12 protein-coding genes and 1 pseudogene are annotated in these 21,094 nt (G+C 40.8%); 8 read left to right on the top strand and 5 right to left on the bottom strand.

Annotation, left to right across the window (positions count from 1 at the left end):
- Nucleotides 1-156 precede the first annotated feature (156 nt).
- The 3 genes and pseudogenes from xyl3A to NW213_RS04665 all read left to right on the top strand — a co-directional run bounded on the left by xyl3A (nt 157) and on the right by NW213_RS04665 (nt 5,004).
- Nucleotides 157-2,751, top strand: coding sequence for a xylan 1,4-beta-xylosidase (gene xyl3A, locus NW213_RS04675; RefSeq protein ID WP_258321992.1), 2,595 nt, complete (start codon nt 157-159; stop codon nt 2,749-2,751).
- 65 nt (nt 2,752-2,816) lie between these two features.
- Nucleotides 2,817-4,270 (top strand): annotated as a pseudogene (locus NW213_RS04670) (phosphotransferase).
- Entirely contained in the window at nt 4,267-5,004 is a 738-nt protein-coding gene (locus tag NW213_RS04665) for a nucleotidyltransferase family protein (protein ID WP_258321991.1), read from the top strand. The pseudogene NW213_RS04670 and the gene NW213_RS04665 overlap by 4 nt, the downstream one beginning before the upstream one ends.
- A 42-nt stretch (nt 5,005-5,046) precedes the next feature.
- Here the strand turns inward: NW213_RS04665 and metH are convergent, their stop codons facing one another.
- The 5 genes from metH to NW213_RS04640 form a co-directional block, all read right to left on the bottom strand.
- Nucleotides 5,047-7,806, bottom strand: coding sequence for a methionine synthase (gene metH, locus NW213_RS04660; protein ID WP_258321990.1), 2,760 nt, complete (start codon nt 7,804-7,806; stop codon nt 5,047-5,049).
- 9 nt (nt 7,807-7,815) lie between these two features.
- On the bottom strand, nt 7,816-8,277 hold the full coding sequence (smpB, locus tag NW213_RS04655; RefSeq protein ID WP_235328590.1) for an SsrA-binding protein SmpB: 462 nt from the start codon (nt 8,275-8,277) through the stop codon (nt 7,816-7,818).
- 35 nt (nt 8,278-8,312) lie between these two features.
- The gene (locus NW213_RS04650) at nt 8,313-8,882 is read right to left on the bottom strand and encodes a YIP1 family protein (RefSeq protein WP_258321989.1); all 570 of its coding nucleotides are present in this window, start codon (nt 8,880-8,882) and stop codon (nt 8,313-8,315) included.
- Between the two features lie 207 nt (nt 8,883-9,089).
- Nucleotides 9,090-9,860 (bottom strand): hypothetical protein, encoded by a 771-nt coding sequence (locus NW213_RS04645; RefSeq protein ID WP_258321988.1) that lies wholly within the window; start codon nt 9,858-9,860, stop codon nt 9,090-9,092.
- A gap of 82 nt (nt 9,861-9,942) precedes the next feature.
- The gene (locus NW213_RS04640) at nt 9,943-10,452 is read right to left on the bottom strand and encodes a DMP19 family protein (RefSeq protein ID WP_258321987.1); all 510 of its coding nucleotides are present in this window, start codon (nt 10,450-10,452) and stop codon (nt 9,943-9,945) included.
- Between the two features lie 488 nt (nt 10,453-10,940).
- Here NW213_RS04640 and NW213_RS04635 point away from each other — a divergent pair, with 488 nt between their 5' ends.
- The 5 genes from NW213_RS04635 (at nt 10,941) to NW213_RS04615 (ending at nt 21,092) form a co-directional block, all read left to right on the top strand.
- A complete protein-coding gene (locus NW213_RS04635) occupies nt 10,941-13,292 on the top strand; it encodes a DUF4922 domain-containing protein (protein WP_258321986.1) in 2,352 nt (783 codons plus the stop codon).
- Nucleotides 13,274-14,590 carry a SpoIID/LytB domain-containing protein gene (locus tag NW213_RS04630; protein ID WP_258321985.1) on the top strand — a complete coding sequence of 439 codons (1,317 nt, stop codon included), beginning with the start codon at nt 13,274-13,276 and terminating at the stop codon, nt 14,588-14,590. The genes NW213_RS04635 and NW213_RS04630 overlap by 19 nt, the downstream gene beginning before the upstream one ends.
- Nucleotides 14,591-14,637: 47 nt before the next feature.
- A complete protein-coding gene (locus NW213_RS04625; protein WP_258321984.1) occupies nt 14,638-15,912 on the top strand; it encodes an MFS transporter in 1,275 nt (424 codons plus the stop codon).
- A 111-nt stretch (nt 15,913-16,023) separates the two neighbouring features.
- Nucleotides 16,024-16,815, top strand: coding sequence for a hypothetical protein (locus tag NW213_RS04620; RefSeq protein ID WP_258321983.1), 792 nt, complete (start codon nt 16,024-16,026; stop codon nt 16,813-16,815).
- Nucleotides 16,815-21,092 (top strand): AAA domain-containing protein, encoded by a 4,278-nt coding sequence (locus NW213_RS04615; RefSeq protein WP_258321982.1) that lies wholly within the window; start codon nt 16,815-16,817, stop codon nt 21,090-21,092. Before NW213_RS04620 ends, NW213_RS04615 begins: the two co-directional genes overlap by 1 nt.
- Nucleotides 21,093-21,094 lie beyond the last annotated feature (2 nt).

Genomic DNA, 21,094 nt, shown 5'->3' with positions numbered 1-21,094 from the left:
ATCAGCCCAAAATGGCAGAAAAATGAAACATACATATAAGAAAATGTTACATATGAAAAAAACATTATCGGTCAATAAAACTAAATTTGCGTCTGTTATTGCATAAGACACGATGCACAACAATTACCATGAAAAAACATAAAAACATTAACCGTTATGAATTTTAAAATCTTATTACGAACAGGCATCTTCTGCGCCTTAGTATCATCATGCGCACAAGAAAACAAATTCCCTTATCAAGACACAACATTATCTCCTGAAGAAAGAGCCGAAGACTTATTGAATAGACTCACCCTTGAAGAAAAAGCCCTGCTGATGCAAAACGAATCGCCGGCAATTGAAAGACTTGGCATCAAGGCTTACGACTGGTGGAACGAGGCACTTCATGGAGTGGCAAGAGCAGGACTGGCAACCGTCTATCCGCAGGCTATAGGTATGGCGGCATCGTTCGATGATGAACTTCTGTACGATGTATTTACATCTGTATCGGATGAAGCCAGAGCCAAATCAACAGAATTCAGTAAATCAGGAAAGCTGAAAAGATACCAGGGACTTACGATGTGGACTCCTAATGTAAACATATTCAGAGACCCTCGTTGGGGAAGAGGACAGGAAACATATGGCGAGGATCCATATCTTACGTCAAAAATGGGTGTAGCAGTAGTAAAAGGACTGCAAGGACCTGACGACAGCAAGTACGACAAACTGCATGCCTGCGCCAAACATTATGCAGTACATTCAGGTCCGGAATGGAACAGACATAGTTTTAACGCAGAGAATATCTCTACGAGGGACTTATGGGAAACATATCTTCCTGCCTTCAAGGAACTGGTGCAGGAGGCTGACGTAAAAGAAGTGATGTGCGCCTATAACCGTTACGAAGGCGAACCTTGCTGTGGAAGCAACAGACTTCTTACACAAATTCTGCGCGATGAATGGGGATTTGACGGTATTGTAGTTTCAGACTGCTGGGCTATCAATGACTTCTGGACAAAAGGAAATCATGAAACACATCCGGACAAGAATCATGCCATAGCTGATGCTGTTTCAAACGGAACTGACCTTGAGTGCGGACCTAACTACTCATCTCTTCCTGAAGCTGTAAAAGCAGGACTTATAACGGAAGAACGTATAGACAAGTCACTGAAAAGACTTCTGAAAGCCAGATTCGAATTAGGAGAAATGGACGACAGGACTCCATGGAGTGAGATTCCTTATTCCGTAGTAGATTCAAAAGAGCATAAGGAACTGGCACTTAAAATGGCAAGAGAGACGATGGTACTTTTACAGAACAAGAACAACATCCTCCCACTGAAAGGTAATGAGAAAATAGCACTTGTTGGTCCTAATGCAAATGACTCCATCATGCAATGGGCAAATTACAACGGCTATCCGTCGCATACGATTACTCTTCTGGAAGCTCTCAAGAATACTATCCCGGCAGGAAATCTGATTTACGAACAGGGATGCGACCGCACGGAAACCACCACACTTGCAAGTACTTTCAACCAATGCAGCAACGACGGCAAACCTGGTTTCAAGGCTACATATTGGAATAATACCGAAATGAAAGGCGAACCGGCTACAGTAACACACGTAAGTACACCTTTCCACTTCATCACCACAGGTGGAACGACTTTTGCGTCAGGAGTAAACATACAGGATTTTTCAGCCAAATATGAAAGTGTGCTGAAACCTGAAAAAGACGCAGACATGAACTTCTGTTTCACAGCTCACGCACAGATCAGACTATACATTAATGGTGAAAAAGTGGGAGAAGGAAGATTTATCAAAAACAATGAAAGTCTTTATACCCTCAAGGCAAAGGCTGGACAGGAATACAATATAGCCATTGAGTACATTTTCAACAGTAACGACCGTGCCGCATCTCTCGACTTCGATATGGGTTACTATGTACCTGTAGATTTGCAGAAGAGCATAGACAAGGTAAAAGATGCTGACATCGTAATTTTCGCAGGAGGTATTTCACCTACTCTGGAAGGTGAGGAAATGTCTGTCAAGATTCCAGGTTTCAAAGGTGGCGACAGAACTGATATAGAATTACCTGAGATACAAAGAGAATTCATCAAGAAACTGAAAGCGGCAGGAAAGAAAATCGTTTATGTAAACTTCTCCGGTTCCGCAATGGGACTTGTACCGGAATCACAGAATTGTGATGCCATTATTCAGGCATGGTATCCGGGACAGGCAGGAGGACAGGCCGTGGCTGATGTTATCACAGGTAAATATAATCCGGCTGGAAGACTTCCTATAACATTCTACAAGAATGTAGAACAAATTCCTGATTTTGAAGACTACTCAATGAAAGGACGTACATACAGATATATGACTGAAAAGCCTCTGTTCTGCTTCGGACATGGATTGAGCTACACAACTTTCGAATATGGAAACGCCAGCGTAAGCAGCAATACTCTTGATGATGACGATGAGATAAAACTGACTGTTCCTGTGAAAAACTCAGGAAAAATGGATGGAAATGAAGTCGTACAAGTATATCTGAAATACAACGGCGACAAGGAAGGTCCGTCTCACGCGCTGAGAGCTTTCAAGAGAGTCAACATCGGAAAGGGAGAAACACAGAATGTAGAATTCACTCTTGATGACGACGATTTCGAATGGTTTGACACTCAGAACAACACAATGAATACCCTCGAAGGCAAATACACCATTTACTATGGTGGTACATCTGATTTGTCCAAACTGAAAAAACTCACTGTAGAAGTGAAATAAGAGATATTTCTTGCATTCAACGAAAAAGAGTTGTACTTTTGAATTCAAAGAATACAACTCCAGACATGAATACAGAAACAATAAGTACATTATACAAACAAGTTACCGGTCAGCAGCACGATAAAATCGAGCAGCTGACCGGTTCCGGTTCAAACCGTCAGTATTTCCGTATGACAGGAATACGCAATCTGATAGCCGTGCGTGGTGAGTCAATTGCAGAAAACCGTGCTTTCATATATATGGCACGCCACTTTCACGAAAAAGGAATACCTGTTCCGGAAGTCCTTGGCGTATCAGATGATGAAAGTTGCTACATACAGGAAGACCTTGGCGACATGTTGCTTTTCAATGCCATAGCCAATGGCAGAAACACCGGCATATTCAGCAATCATGAAAAAGAACTTATACGAAAAAGTATAACAGTTCTTCCGTCAATACAGTTCAAAGGAGCCGAAAACATGGATTTCGGGATGTGTTATCCATTGTCGGATTTCAACCGACGCACGGTGATGTGGGATCTGAACTATTTCAAATACTGTTTTCTGAAAGCCACAGGAATAAATTTCAATGAGAGTAATCTGGAAGACGACTTCGAAGAAATGACAGACATCCTGCTCAGTGCCTCGTCCGACACTTTCATGTACCGTGATTTCCAGAGCCGCAATGTAATTATCAAAGATGAAAAGCCTTACTTCATTGATTTCCAGGGAGGGCGCAAAGGTCCTATATATTACGACGTAGCTTCATTCCTATGGCAGGCAAAGGCTAATTTCAACAGCGAAATCAGAGAAGAAATGATTGAAACATACATTTCGGAAGCGAATAAATTCACAGAAATCAACTCTGAGGAATTCAAAAAAACATTACACCATTTCGTGGTTTTCCGCACCATGCAGGTACTTGGCGCATACGGATTTCGCGGACTGTTCGAACGCAAGACGCACTTCATAGAAAGCATCCCATATGCCCTGAATAATCTTCATGCACTATTCAAGGACCATTCAAACGAGTATCCTTACCTGAGCAAACTACTCATGCAACTTTCAGAAATGGATATAAACGATATAACAACATTAAAACGATGAATACAGACAAACAGCTTACAGTAAAAGTGATGAGTTTCTCCTACCGTAAAGGTATTCCTGAAGATACATCCGACAATGGCGGAGGATACGTTTTCGACTGCCGGTATGTACACAATCCGGGAAGATATGACGAATACAAACCTCTGACAGGACTTGACAAACCAGTTATAGATTTCCTGGAAAATGACGGTGAGATAACAGAATTCCTTACTCACGTATATGCACTTACAGACGCTCACGTAAAACGCTATCTCGAAAGAGGATTTACCAGCCTGATGATATGCTTCGGCTGTACAGGCGGACAGCACCGTTCCGTATATTCGGCACAACATACGGCTGAACATATCCACAACAAGTTCGGCGTGAGAGTAGAGCTTCTTCACCGCGAACAGAACATAGAACAAATATTCGAAGCAAATAATACAGAAGTATGAAAGCAATGATATTCGCGGCCGGTTTGGGAACCAGACTCAAACCGCTTACAGACACTATGCCGAAAGCACTCGTACCGGTAGCGGGAAAACCGATGCTGGAGCATGTCATCATGAAGCTGAAATCATCCGGATTTGACGACATTATCATAAACATACATCATTTCGGAGAACAGATTATAGATTTCCTCAATGCCAACAACAACTTCGGAATAAATATCCGCATAAGCGATGAAAGGGATATGCTACTTGATACAGGCGGAGGAATCAGACATGCCCTTGAACTCTTCCCTACCGACGAACCTGTGCTGATTCATAATGTTGACATCCTGTCAGATGTAAATCTGAAAGAATTTTACAGTTTCCATCTCCAGTCCGGCAATGATGCCACACTTATGGTAAGCGAAAGAAAGACATCACGCTATCTTATATTCAATAAGGAAGACAGACTCTGCGGCTGGATAAACAAAAATAGCGGTGAGACGAAACCGGAAGGCTTCGTTTATGACTCTTCTGAATATTCAGAATATGCTTTCAGCGGAATACATGTGGTTTCACCATCAATGATGAAATACATGGGTGATAAATGGAGCGGAAAATTCCCTATAATGGATTTCTATCTCGGAACATGCCATGAAGCTAAATTCGGAGCATGCATAAAACCGGAAATTAAACTGATAGATATAGGTAAACCGGAAACACTTGAGAAAGCGAATGAATTTATAAATTCGATATAATATTAAAGGCGGTCTTCAAAAAACCGCCTTTAATGTTTATTATCAATCCCAAAGTTTAAGTCTGTTCTCGCGAGCCTCATCCAGAGATACCACATTCACCTTCTTTTCCTGATGGGCTTCAGTCAGAACTTTATATTCATCATACAGTTCTTTAACGAATATATCTTTCTGTTCCGGATTTAGCAGTTTTGCCGCTACAGGAGCATTTAGAGACGCATCCTTCAGATGAACTACCGGAGCATGATATGCAGGTACAATCTTCAAGGCCGTATGCAGTTTGGAAGTTGTAGCTCCACCCACTATAACAGGTATATCAAGTCCGGCACGCTCCATCTCCGAAACTGTATGTACCATCTCATCAAGCGAAGGAGTAATCAATCCGCTCAATCCTACTATATCAACTTTCTCACGTATGGCTGTCTCTATTATCTTATCGGCAGGCACCATAACCCCAAGGTCTATAATCTCAAAATTATTACATGCCATTACCACACCTACAATGTTCTTACCTATATCATGCACATCACCTTTCACTGTGGCAAGAAGAACTTTTCCGGCACTTGTGGCACCATCCTTCTTTTCCGCTTCAATATATGGTTGAAGTACAGCCACAGCCTTCTTCATCGTACGGGCAGTCTTGACCACCTGCGGAAGGAACATTTTTCCCGAACCGAACAGCTCACCCACATGGTTCATTCCATCCATCAACGGACCTTCTATTATACTTACAGCGTTGGGATACTTATCAAGAGCTTCGTTAAGATCCTCTTCAAGGAAGTCGCTCACTCCTTTAACCAAAGCATATTTCAATCTTTCTTCAACAGTAGTTCCTTCACGCCATACAATCTTAGACGAAGAAGCCTGTTCACCGGTCTGCCCTTCCTTTTCTGCCTTCAATCTTTCTGCAGTCTCAATCAGCCTTTCCGCTGCATCCGGACGACGATTAAGCACCACATCCTCTATCCTTTCAAGCACATCTGCCGGAATGTCTGTATATAAAACAGATGTCCCTGGATTTACAATGCCCATATCCATTCCCTGCTGGATTGCATGATAAAGGAACACAGCATGCATCGCCTCACGGATATAGTTATTTCCACGGAACGAGAAAGAGAGATTGCTGACACCACCACTGATGTGTGCTCCCGGAAGATTTTTCTTTATCCAGCCTGTAGCACGGATAAAGTCAACGGCATAGTTGTTATGCTCCTCAATTCCTGTTGCCACAGCCAACACGTTAGGGTCGAATATTATATCGTGTGGATTGAAACCTACAACTCCTGTCAGAATACGGTATGCACGTTCGCACACTGAAATCTTGCGTTCGTATGTATCTGCCTGCCCCTGCTCGTCGAATGCCATAACTATAACGGCAGCACCGAATGCCTTTACAGTACGTGCATGTTCTATAAACACCTCTTCACCTTCCTTTAGGGAGATAGAGTTTACAACACACTTTCCCTGCACACATTTCAATCCGGCGAGAATAACGTCCCATTTAGACGAGTCGATCATCACAGGCACACGCGCTATTTCCGGCTCCGAAGCCATGAGATTAAGGAAAGTGGTCATCTCTGAAACCGCGTCAAGCAGACCGTCGTCCATATTGACATCTATCACAAGAGCTCCGTCTTCCACCTGCTTTCGTGCGATGGAAAGAGCCTCATCGTATCTCTTTTCGTTTATCAGACGGAGGAATTTCCTTGAACCGGCAACATTACATCTTTCTCCTACATTGACAAATCTCACTTCCGGTGTAAGCTCCAAAAGTTCAAGACCTGAAAGCCACATATACTGAGATTTTGACACAGGTTTATGTGGAACGGCATCCTTTATCAGCTCCTGATATTTGGCTATATATTCCTCTGTAGTACCACAGCAGCCACCGATAATGTTTACCAGTCCTTCATTGATATACTCCTTAACCTCCTCTGCCATCTGTTCCGGAGTCTGGTCATACTGTCCCAGACTGTTCGGCAAGCCGGCATTAGGATACGCGCTTATATAATACGGCGCGCGGGCAGCCAAAGCTTCAAGGAAAGGTTTCAGCTGTCTCGCTCCGAACGAGCAGTTAAGTCCCACAGACAATATGTCTGCATGTTGTACAGAAGCAAGAAAAGCATCGAGAGTCTGTCCGGACAAAGTTCTTCCGGCAATATCGGATACTGTAACAGAAAGCATCAAAGGTACTTTTCTGCCAGTCTTCTGCATAGATTTCTCAGCAGCCATTATAGCTGCCTTGGCATTCAGAGTATCAAAAATAGTTTCTATGAGAATCGCATCTACTCCACCCTCAATCAATGCCTCCATCTGGATGCAATATGCAAAACAAAGTTCATCGAATGTAAGTGCACGATATGCAGGATTATTCACATCCGGACTCATTGAACAAGTTTTGTTTGTAGGTCCCACCGAACCTGCCACAAACCTAGGTTTGTCAGGATCCATGGCAGTAAACTCGTCTGCCACCTTTCTTGCCAGACGTGCAGCCGCAAGATTTATCTCACGGCAAAGATGTTCGGCATGATAGTCCGCCATCGACACCGGAGTAGCATTAAAACTGTTAGTTTCAATTATGTCCGCCCCTGCCTGAAGATATTTTCTGTGTATTTCCTCTATCACATCAGGGCGTGTAAGACAAAGCAAATCATTATTTCCTTTCTGCTGTCCCGGAAGTTCCTTGAAACGCTCTCCACGGAAATCATCCTCTGCCAGTCCATATCGTTGTATCATCGTACCCATAGCTCCGTCCAGAACCAGAATACGCTCGCTTAATAATTGTTGTATTGATTTTGTAAGCATATATTATGTTTATCTCTTAAACATACGGTCCATCATTCTCTTGTCGTCTTTCTCTTTAAGCGTTTCGCGCTTGTCGTATTGTTTCTTACCTTTTGCAAGTGCTATAACCACCTTTGCAAGTCCGCGTTCATTTATAAACATACGTGTAGGAACAATGGTAAATCCAGTTTCCTGTATTCCACGCTGCAACTTACGAAGTTCTTTCTTGTTGAGCAAAAGTTTACGGTCGCGTCGCGCCAGATGATTGTTATACGAGCCATAGAAATATTCGGCTATGTGCATATTCTTCACCCATAATTCCCCTTTCGAGAAGAAACAGAAAGTATCCACAAGACTCGCCTTTCCCTGTCTGATGGACTTTATTTCTGTCCCGGTGAGCACAATTCCGGCAGTGTACGTATCTATAAATTCGTAATCAAACGACGCACGCTTATTCTTTATATTTATATTATTGTTTGTCTGATTTTTCATATCTACTCTTTCTTTATCCATCTACACCCACTTAATCAACGAAGAGTGACAGACAGTTTATTAAACACCAACTCGATAATCGAAGGACACAACAGGATTATTATTGTTGCAACCAGCGTAAAAAGTGTTACTTTATCCTCCCTAATCTTAAGAAATCTCCTGGTACCCTCAAATACCACAAAAAGCGTATATATCTGAAGTATCACAAGCAGAAGTTTCAACGAAAGCAGACTGCTAAGCATATCCAGTACAAACTTAACAGTCATGGAATATGCCACAAATACGGTTATCATGTCTTTGGACAATGTTGTTGCGAACCATTTCTGCAACATCTTTTCTATCAGATATACCGACAGGAAAAAGCCTCCGAACAATGCGACTGCCACTGCACAGCAATGTGTCAGTGCCAATTGAAACACGTCAGGTATAAACTCTTTTCCAAAAAATGTTCCAATAAATTCGCAGACTCCGCATAATCCTATCAGAGGATAAACAAAAGCCGGCAAAACTGATTTTGCATCATTTTCTGATGCTAATTGCTCCCAAGCCTTTGCAGGCGATGAAAGTATAAACAATGTCCTTGATAACAAATCCTTGTAATTCAATTTTCCTAATTTTAAAAGTTTTAAGTTTATGAAAATCTTGACTAATACCCGATGTCGGAAATCCGGCATTTTAGAAATCAATTCGAACCGCAAATGTATAAAAAATCAATGATAAAGTTATCAATAATGATAAAAAAATAGAAACGGGCAGTAAACACCGCGTTTACTGCCCGCCAACAACCAGTTACGAGAAAATATAGGAAAAAGTTAAATATTTGATCCGCTTTCTGGGAAATATGTATCAACAATTTCTTTATACTCAATTTCTATCTTACTATCACGTACATTATCATCAACATTTATAGAACTTGTGTTTTGTTTGAATTTGATAATTATTTTTTCAGGTTTACTTCCTTGCAATACATAATTCAAATCAAAATGACGAGTTTCTGTACCGATGCTCTTTCTATTTTCATTATTATCAACGTCTGTCACATTATGAGTCAGATATAAAACAATAACATCGTCTGCTACATCTTCATCTTCCTCGGCTGTAGCTCTCCTCAAATAGAATGAATGTTTAGCCAATTCTTCCGTTAATTCATCATCACTTGTTCTCTCATAAAAATATGTCAAATCTATAAAAATGTTTGTTTTATCAAAAAATTTATAAGAACTTGAAACAGTATGCATTGCCGCATTATCCTCAAAATTATTATAATTGTACTCCAATTCATTAATTGGTAACAAATACTGTATCTCAGCATCTATTTTATCAGAACTAGGGTCTAAAGTTCTTGTATCATACTTATAAGTAACATATGCATAATTTGCATCTAAAGTAGAAGTAATCACATTAGAATTCGTTGGTTCCACAGTATATCCAACCGAACTCTTAAAACTATAAAAACCCATAAAGTTATTAACCTTCATTATCTCAGTACCGGTATAAAAAGGATCCGGCTCACCCAAACAAGAACTCAATCCCAACACTGCCATAAATGCGGTAAGCAAAACCGCGAACTTTGTTTTCTTCATAAATATCTATTTTCTTTTTAAAATTAATAAACTATACAGTAAATGCACTAAAAATGTAAATACTGCATGAAAAACAAAAAAATTATTCTATATCTGCAAAATCTTCCAAATGATTGTCCACATACTCTGCAATTGTTGTAGTCACCATCTCTTCCATATCCATGAACTGTTCTTCCAAATCGTCGAAGACCTCATACTGTTCATACATAGCCATAAACTCATCATCAGTACGCTCTTTCTGCAAATCAGCCTTGTTTGCATCGTAAATGGCTTTGGCATCGTATATCAATTTGGCTAAATCCTTGGCTCCAAACATACGCATAGCCTTGGCAAAAGGATTTTCGAATATATACGGACCATAACCATTCTGAATCAGCTGTACGAAACCTCCCTCAAGAACTTCCTCACGAAAGATATGATATCCCAACAAAGAATGCTGGAAACCATTAAGCAACGGCATAGTTTCAGCGTTAATCTCACCTCCGGTAACTTCAATATATTTATCTGTAAAAACTTTGAGGAAAGCATCCATTCCTTCCTCTGCACCCTTACGCAATTCTGCATCGGACACTGTTATTTTCCTTATTTCCATAATTTATGTTTATATTTCCACAAAGGAAATATTTTTTCGCCAAACATACAATATTTATGTAATTTAAGTTTAGTCTAGCAGACTTTAACTTAGTTGACCGCCGGTTCAGTTAGCCAGTGAACAAAAAATCTATCTTTACCATGTTGAAAAGTTATTTTAATCCTGACGAAATCTATAAATACAATTGTTGTTTTTATAAATCACAGTGTGATTTATAAAAATATCAGTGCGGTTTATAGTTTTTTTCCTGAAGAAAGCAATTTCTTTTATGCTTGTACTGAAGTTTTCAGTAGCGGTATTTGTTTTTTCTTAATCCAAATTACGACACTTCACAGTTCAAATTCTGCTTAAATACTGTTTAAATGGTATTTAAACGAAACCCGAAGAATGAAAATTTAGAATGTAGAATACTAAAAAATATATCCAATTACAACCGATACTACACCTACTTTTATATCTTTGCATTATATAAGAAAAAAAGAATGACTATGAACAAAGACATAACTTGCTTCACCGTTTCCGAAGATGAAAGCATTGCAAGACATATAATGAAAGAATGCAGCAGAGTGAAGCAGACTATAGCACTGAAAATCAACGAAATTAACTCTACTAAGGGGATAAGAAATATCTTACGGCAGGCAGACACGGATTTCATACTGATATACACCAAACCATATCCTATAAACCTGGGATATAAAGCCATAGAGCGCATGGCAGACTATCTTATGGCAGACAATGCCGGTATGACTTATGCCGACCATTACATCATGAAGGAAGATACACGTCTGCCTCATCCTGTTATCGACTATCAGAAAGGAAGTGTACGCGATGACTTCGACTTCGGTTCGCTGATAATGTTCAGAACTGATGTTTTCAAAAAAGCAGCCGAAAGCCTTTTGGCGCAAAAGGAATATTTATTCTCGGGACTTTATGCACTGCGACTGGCTGTTTCGAGAATTGCTGACATTATCCATATCAGGGAGTTTTTATATACAGAAGTAGAAGACGATTTGCGAAAATCTGGCGAGAAACAGTTTGATTATGTTGATCCTCGCAACCGTAGCGTACAGATTGAGCGTGAAGAGGCTTTTACATATCATCTGAAACAAATAGGTGCTTATCTCCCGCAAAGAAACAGACTGATAGATACCGAAGAAGGCAATTTTGCATACGAAGCTTCGGTCATTATTCCTGTGAGAAACAGAGTGAAGACTATTGATGATGCAATAAAGTCGGTTCTGGAACAGGAAACAGATTTCAAATTCAACATTATAATAATAGACAATCATTCTACTGACGGCACTACCGAATGCATAGATAAGTATAAAAATAATAAGAATGTGATACACATAGTTCCGGAACGTACTGACCTAGGCATAGGCGGATGCTGGAATCTGGGTATTGAGCATCCTGAATGCGGACGTTATGCTGTACAACTAGACAGTGATGACCTCTACAGCAGTCCGCACACACTGCAGACTATAGTGGATAAGTTCCGTACAGAGAAATGCGCCATGGTTATAGGCTCGTACAGGATGACAAACTTCAGTCTGGAGACATTGCCTCCGGGAGTGATTGACCACAAAGAGTGGACAGACGAGAATGGTCATAACAACGCTTTGCGCATAAACGGGCTCGGCGCTCCACGCGCTTTCTTCACTCCACTGTTGCGTGAAACAAGAGTTCCGAACACAAGCTACGGAGAGGACTATGCACTGGGACTGGCATTTTCAAGAAATTACAAGATTGGAAGAATTTACGATGTGGTATATCTGTGCCGCCGCTGGGAAGGAAACTCTGATGCGGCATTGAGCATTGAGAAGATTAACCAGAACAATGCATATAAAGACAGTCTGCGCACTTTGGAGATAAACAGAAGACTCGGACTGGCAGAAAAAGAAGCTGAAGAATTCATTGCCGCACAGTTCGAAAAATGGGAGCTTTGTCGCAAAAATCATGAAGCGCTGAAGGATATCAGAATTAAATGTTTCAATATCGACGGAAACAATATCAAGGTACAGCTCAATCCGGCAAGAGCAGTATCTACACTGGCAAAACTTGATAAATCATCCATCGAAGCACGTCCATGCTTCCTCTGCATGAAAAACAAGCCTGAAGAACAGTATTCAATAAGCATTGATGCAGGAATGAAATTCAGCATCAGAATAAACCCATATCCTATTCTGCCGGGACATCTGACAATTTCTTCGGAAGAACACATTCCACAGACACTGGCAGACAAAATGGATATGCAACTGCCGGGAAAGGTTCTTCAAAAAGTAGAGGATTATTTCGGACACGGATATGCCATATTCTATAATGGCGCTAAGTGCGGCGCATCGGCTCCGGATCATTTCCATTTCCAGGCTGCCAGAAAGGAGGATATTCCTTTTATAGCCCAATGGGAAGAAATCTTCAAATCGGCAGTCAAAGATGAAACTGTAGAAATGCAGAACGGAGATATATGTACAAGTTTCTCAGTCAATGGCTATATATGTCCGATAAAAGCTTTTATTTCTCACTCTGGTAACATTGATACAGAGCTACTCAACAGATATCTGAACTCACTGACTACACATGAAGGTGAAACTGAACCACGATTCAATATGTTTGCATGGAGAGATACAGACGGTAAGTTTATAACTGCATATTTTCCGAGAGAAGCGCACCGTCCATCATGCTATTTTGCGGAAGGCAAAGAACAGATATTTGTCAGTCCCGGAGCACTGGATATGGCTGGCCTTATAGTAACTCCACGCGAAGAGGATTTCTTAAAAATAACAGAATCGGACATAAAAAAGATTTACAAGGAAGTATCATCATGGAAAAACCATATATAAATGTAGGTATAGTAACGGGGAAAGAAATCTCATTTACTCTGAATGGCAAATACCTGACACAAGAAGGAGAAGTCGTAACGGGACAGCTTAAAGCATCTGCAACGGGAAATGGGGAAATCTCATTGGGCACAAAAAAAATTGAGTCCATAGAACTCACTCCGGAAGACAACAACTGTTCGTTTACACTTCATAATGTAACAATAGGTATCTCCTATCATTGGGAAAGGCAAGAGGAGCAGACTTTCACCGGAAAATTAAAACTGATTACAGATGGAGAGAATGTGATAGCCATAAACATATTGCCTGTTGAGGATTATCTGGTGAGTGTGATTTCTTCAGAAATGAGCGCCACATCATCGCTGGAATTCTTGAAATCGCATGCGGTAATATCGCGTAGCTGGCTTCTTGCACAAATTGAAAACCGAGACAGAAAAAACGTACATAAATCTTTACAACAAAATTTCACAACAGATGAAAACTGTATAATAAGATGGTACGACCGTGAGGATCATAAACTTTTCGATGTATGTGCCGACGACCACTGTCAGAGGTATCAGGGAATCACAAAAGCCTCAAACCCGTCTGTAGCAAAAGCTGTGAAAGAGACTGAGGGCATGGTACTTATGTATGGTGATGAAATATGCGACGCGAGATTTTCAAAATGTTGTGGAGGTGTTTCGGAAACATTCGATACCTGCTGGGAAGATAAGGATTATCCGTATCTGCAACCTGTCATTGACAATTCTGAAAACAATGATATACCGGACCTCAGTATTGAAGAGAATGCCGAAAAATGGATTCGTACCACTCCTGCCGCATTCTGCAATACGCACGATGAAAAGGTTCTGAAACAGATTCTGAACAACTATGATCAGGAAACTACTGATTTCTACCGTTGGAAAGTGAAATACTCGCAAAAGGAAATATCGGAACTCATTCACAGGAAGACAAGTATTGAGTTTGGAGATATTAAAGATCTCATCCCAATGCAAAGGGGAAAGTCAGGAAGAATTTCAAGACTTAAAATAGTAGGGACTCTGCGCACTGTAACTATAGGCAAGGAACTGGAAATACGCCGTGCTTTGTCGGAAAGCCATCTGTTCAGTTCGGCTTTTGTAATTGACAAAACAGAAGTTGCAGGCAGCGTTCCGTCAGAGTTTACTATAACCGGTGCCGGCTGGGGACACGGAGTAGGTTTATGCCAGATTGGTGCAGCCATGATGGGGGAAAAAGGTTATTCCTACGACAAAATTCTTTTACATTATTACAGGAATGCTGAAATAAAGAAAGTTTATTAGTTGTTAGTTATTAGTTGTTAGAATTGGCTTTTGTACTTTAAAATAATATGAATGAAACAATAAAAACACGTTCGCCATGGACATGGGTACCTTCGCTTTATTTTGCCGAAGGTCTTCCTTACGTGGCTGTTATGATAATATCGCTCGTAATGTATAAGCGAATGGGAATTTCGAACACGGAAGTGGCTCTATATACCAGTTGGCTGAACCTTCCATGGGTTATCAAACCGCTTTGGAGTCCGTTCATCGACATCATAAAAACCAAGCGCTACTGGATTACCTCAATGCAATTGCTGATAGGTGCAGGACTGACAGGAATAGCTTTTACTATTCCTACAGATTCATTTCTGCAAACCACTCTCGCAATATTCTGGCTGATGGCATTCAGCTCCGCCACTCACGATATAGCAGCCGACGGATTCTATATGATAGGACTTTCGCAACACGAGCAGGCACTGTTTGTAGGAATAAGGAGTACCTTCTATCGTCTTGCCACAATAACCGGACAGGGTGGACTTATCATGCTTGCCGGTTATCTGGAAAGCAGCAGTGGAAATATCAGCCGGGCATGGAGCATTACTTTCTACATTCTGTCAGGACTTTTCATAGGCTTATGGCTTTACCACAGATATATCCTACCCCGCCCATCTTCAGACATAAAAATAAGTAACAGCAATTCAGAGAGTATTCTGTCGTCATTCATAGGTACATTCCGTTCGTTCTTCAAAAAGAAACAGGTAGTTACGGCCATCCTTTTCATGCTCCTTTACCGCCTGCCGGAAGCTCAGTTGGCCAAAATGGGTATTCCATTCCTGCTTGATCCAATGGAAAAAGGCGGTATGGGAATGACAACGGAACAGATTGGTTTCACTCAAGGTACCGTAGGAGTGATAGGCCTCACAATAGGAGGGCTTCTTGGAGGAATTGCAGTTTCTCGTCACGGACTGAAAAAATGGCTCTGGCCTATGGTATGGGCTATATCACTGCCCGACATAGTTTATGTATATTTGAGTTTCTTTCAGAACAGCAGTCTGGAAGTAATAAATTTATGTATTTTCATCGAACAATTCGGTTATGGTTTCGGTTTTACCGCATATATGATTTATATGATTTATTTCTCACAAGGGAAAAGCAAAACTGCACATTATGCAATATGTACGGCATTTATGGCCCTGGGAATGATGCTGCCGGGAATGATAGCCGGATGGCTGCAGGAAACCATGGGATACCGTATGTTCTTTATATGGATAATGGTATGCACGGCTGCGACGTTCTGGGTTACATCATTGCTGAAAATTGATAACAATTTCGGGAAGAAATGAGTATAAACAGAAAAATGGGACATAACTTGCTTGAATATTACCATAAAATATCTTTTTGATTTTTCATTTAAACATATATCTTTGTGACATAATAACAAAAAAATGAAACATATGAAACGAAATCTATTATCAACTCTAATTGTAATTACTAATATATTATTAACAGCTTTCCTAGCCTCTTGCGGTGAAAGCTATGCTCCGATAACATTGGTCAGCGCTGACGGAAAGACTCATATTACAAATAATGATACTATATATATCGATGCTTTCACAGAAGGACAGGATTTCTACATCAATGGAGGCAACGGAAAATATATACTGGAAAATCTGAACAAAGATATCGTCAGCTATGAATACAATGGAGAGAAATTATCGCTTACTCCAGTAAAGATAGGAAACGGCATTATGCGTATTACTGATTACGAGAAGAATGAAAGCAGATTTGTTATAACCGTTAAAAATCAGGCACGCATATTCCATGTAAATAATATCTCTACTGAAGTTATAGGAGGATCATTGACTCAGGATGAGACAAAAATGATTGAAGAAGATATAACAAACAGTGCAATAATGAAGACCGGAGGGTCTATAGAATTTACCTATACTGTAGAAGAGCTCAACGGAGGTAATGTTACCATATATCCACAAAAGGGTGCAAGTGCAGTAACCGGAATTTTCAGTCAGAAAGAATCTTACGATCCGGAAAACGGAAACAAGATATTAAGTTTCGACATATCACTGGCAGGAAACAACAAAATAGAACTGGATCTGATTGATAAAACTGAAAACAATTACACATATAAGGTTCTTCGACATGATGTGACTGAAACATATAAAAGTCAGTATCTCGGACTTGAAAAAGCAACAATTGAATATATTCTGGAAGACACAACAGAAAACTGATGACAGACAGACCGGAACACATAGATATACAGTCTTTTGATTTTTTCCAAAGAATAGAAAAAATACATACTCAGCCCGCAGCGTCGCAAGACAACCTGCGGGCTAAGTATATTTTGCTATATAAGGTTCTGCAACAGGCATGCTACGAACTAACCACAGGAGTGACAGCTTCATTTGCAAATATGTTCTCCAGACTGGACTTTATATGCAAGGAGAAGAAGATGACTCCTTCGGACAGATACGCCATACAGACAATGAGGCGTAACTGCAACTCGGCAATGGGTGATAAATTCCAGCCGGACATGAACGAATATCTCTACGACCTCAGAGCTATAGTGAGATTTATATCACTAGGTTTTGAAGAAGATATACCGGCATCCATACTTCCTCAGATTCCTCATTCCAACCGCCCGTACAGCGGAACACGCCTTTCGCATATTCCTTACGTTAGAGCCTCAGTGAACAGCTGGAACGAGAATCTTATTTTCGCATCTACCGACAGCGATGAGGACCCGATGATAGTAATCAACTATGCCAAGGGAGGATTTAACGGCGACATGCTGTATCTGAATGATCTGCTTGAGGAAAACATGCAGATAAACCTGCTTGGTGTGAAAGCAGATGAAGAAAACCACTATATACCGGAACTGATAATACTACATCCGGACTTTCTGCTCGACATAAGTTCGCTGGCTTCATGCTTCAGGGAGTACGGACATCATCCGTTGAACTTTTTCATGAGCCGAATAAAGCCTAAGGCAAATACTCACCACATACTTATGGGTAACCTCGCCGGACTGTTTCTGGACGATTATATAAACGAAAGAAATACACAACCTGTGACATACTCAGGCAGTCTGAAGAAATTCTTCTCGGCTTCGGCACTTGATTTCTGTACCTGCCCTATACCTGACAATTTCCATACAATGGCACAGGCGCAGATGATGAATATCCGTTCCTTCGTAAATGATATTCTCCCGCACAGCATTCCTTCTTTCGACAGAAACAAGGTTATGCTTGAAGCATCGTTTATATGCGAAAAGCTTGGTTTGCAGGGACGTGTGGACTTGCTTCAGAAGGATTTCAAGGTACTGATAGAACAGAAATCAGGCAAAAAGGATGAGTTCAACAACAGGCATAAGGAAGACCATTTCATACAGATGATGCTGTATCAGGGTGTTCTGATGTATAATTTCGGAAAGGCCACTGAAGATATGCAGACCTTCCTGCTTTATTCCAGATATACAGACGGACTTATCATTGAACACTTTACCGACAAACTATTCCGTGAAAGTATCAAACTGAGAAACATGATAGTGTGCAACGAAATGGCTTTCAGCGAAGGGGCTATTTCGAAAGTGACAGAAGAAATAGATACAGACCTGTTGAACGAACTACAGGTACACAACAAATTGTGGACCGACTATCAGGAGCCTGAACTTTATAAAACAATTCAGACCCTGAAACACTGCTCACCACTGGAAAAGGCTTATTTCCAGCGTTTCTTTACATTCATATCAAAGGAATCGGTACTGGCTCGCACAGGCGGCAGTGACGACTCATCCAGAGGATTTGCCTCGGTCTGGAACACTCCGTTGGCCGAGAAAATAGAAAACGGTAACATTCTTACAAGTCTGAAAATAAAGGACAAACGCAAGAGTTCGCCCAACAAGGGATATGACCTGATAGAACTCAGCATACCTGCTCAAGGCGATGATTTCCTGCCCAACTTCAGAAAAGGAGATATAATAATATTCTATCCATATACAGAAAAACCAGACGTGAGAGACGAAATTCTCATGAAAGGAAACATAACAGAAATAACTCCCGACAATATAACAATAATACTGAGGAACGGACAGCAGAACAAGGACATAATAGGTGGAGATAACGATACCTTTGCCATAGAACATGATTCTTCGGACGTTTCCGCTTCGGCAGGAATAAGAGGGCTTTTCTCTTTCCTTTCTGCAAGTACAGACAGAAAGGAACTTCTCCTTGGGGCCAGAGAAGCATCGTTTAATGAGGGAATAAAGTTGAACGGCAGCTATGGACGTTTTGATGAAATCATTCTCAAGGAAAAACAGGCAGAAGACTACTTCCTGCTTGTAGGACCTCCGGGTACGGGAAAGACTTCGTGCGCATTGAGATTTATGGTTGAAGAAGCTCTTTCAGAAAAAAATACTTCCATACTGTTATTATCATATACCAACAGGGCTGTAGATGAGATTTGCAGCATGCTTGTTGATTCCGGAATAGCATCCGATACCCCTTTTATTCGTATAGGGCATGAAATGTCGTGCGACAAAAGATTCGAACCGTTCCTACTGAAAAATCAGTTGGAAGACTGTCCGAAACTGACTGATATCAAAAAGAAAATTTCGGATACAAGGATATTCGTAGGAACGACTACCGCCATAAACAACAGACTCAATCTGTTCGACATAAAGCACTTCGATACGGCAATAATAGACGAGGCTTCGCAGATTCTTGAACCCGACCTGATAGGAATACTCTCTGCCAGGAGTGGCAACTATAATGCAATAGATAAATTCGTGCTTATAGGCGATTACAAACAGTTGCCTGCCATTGCACTCCAAAATGCAGAAAGCGCAAAGATTACAGACCCTCTTCTGAATACCATAGGACTGTATGATTGCAGAAACTCGCTGTTCGAAAGACTGTACAGACAGAGTGATGAAAAGGCTAAAAGCGTACTGAGAAAACAGGGACGAATGCATCCGGCAATCGCCGAATTCCCGAATACTACGTTCTATAGCCGTGAGTGCCTGGAATGTGTACCTCTACCCCATCAGGAAGAGGAATTGCCGTATGAAAATATTCCGGAAAATCCGGATATGATAGAAAAGCTTCTAACTTCGAGAAGGATGGTTTTCATCACTGCGCCTACCCCGGAAAATATATCAGCATCATCGGATAAAGCCAACATAAACGAGGCAAAAATCATAGCCGCATTGTTGAAAAGAATTTACAGCCTGACAGAAAACTATTTTGATGCGGACAAAACTGTAGGAATCATTGTGCCATATCGCAACCAGATAGCAATGATAAGAAAGGAGATTTCATCTCTCGGAATTCCAGAACTGATGAATATCTCCATAGACACTGTAGAAAGATATCAGGGAAGCCAAAGGGATATTATAATATATTCATTCACCGTAAGAAATACCAGCCAGCTGAATTTCCTTACATCGAATACTTTCCGCGAGGAAGATGCAATCATAGACAGGAAACTGAATGTAGCCATCACACGTGCCAAGAAGCAAATGATAATGACAGGCAATCCGCAGGTGCTTAGTGCAAACATCACGTTCTATAAACTGATGGAATATATCCGCATGAATAATGGGTTTATTGATACTAATACAGATGACTTCTGTAAAGGTAACTTTACTATACCTTCATACGACATGAACTGGGAAACGGACGGTAAATCGTATTCCATAAAACCGGAATTTGAACAAGCATTCAAGGATATTATAGAAAGACAATATTCGGAGAAAGTCCATTTATCAGAAATGAATGTCGCACGTGCCAAGGAACTGATTTCATACGGGAGAACAGATTTCAACTCTCTACACGGCTTGAAAGCAGATGACTACGCCCTACTGTTCAACTTTCATGAAATGAGAAAACAATATTCGGCTGCCATGGCAATGTACGAGGACTGTGGAAACTGGCTGAGGAATGCCATACGCAATGTTTCGGGAAGAGTTGTATTCTGCGATATATCATATGAATCGGCTGCATCAGGCTTGGCATTCATAGACCTGTGCAGGCAGCTGAACCATACGGATATATATTACTTGGGAATATACCCTAAGGAAGAAATGGGACAAACGAGCGAAAAATTCCTTACGTCAGAGAACTACAAACACGTGAAATGGAGTCTGTATCCACGCATCACGGCTGTAAGCGACAGTTTCTGGAAATCACACTCCGTACTTCCTGAACTTGTTATATTCAATATGTCGAACATTATGGGATGCATATCCCCTATCGAAGCAAGACATCTTGCCATGCACATAAACCAGGTGGTACATGCACGCCCAACGAACCACTACATCACCATATACAGGGATGATGCAGGAAACATGGCAAACAGGAATGCATATATGGCATTCTGCAGTCACCTGGGAAGAGAGTTTATCAGCCTAAATGAGCAGATGCCAATGATAGCAAAATATTATTTAGGGAAAAACACTAATATTCCTGAATATAAAGAATTTATTTACGAAATAAAATCAAACAGATAAAG

The organism is Bacteroides sp. ET336, from assembly GCF_024733815.1.
Lineage (GTDB): Bacteria > Bacteroidota > Bacteroidia > Bacteroidales > Bacteroidaceae > Phocaeicola > Phocaeicola cellulolyticus.
This window is presented reverse-complemented; position numbering and strand designations above follow the sequence as displayed.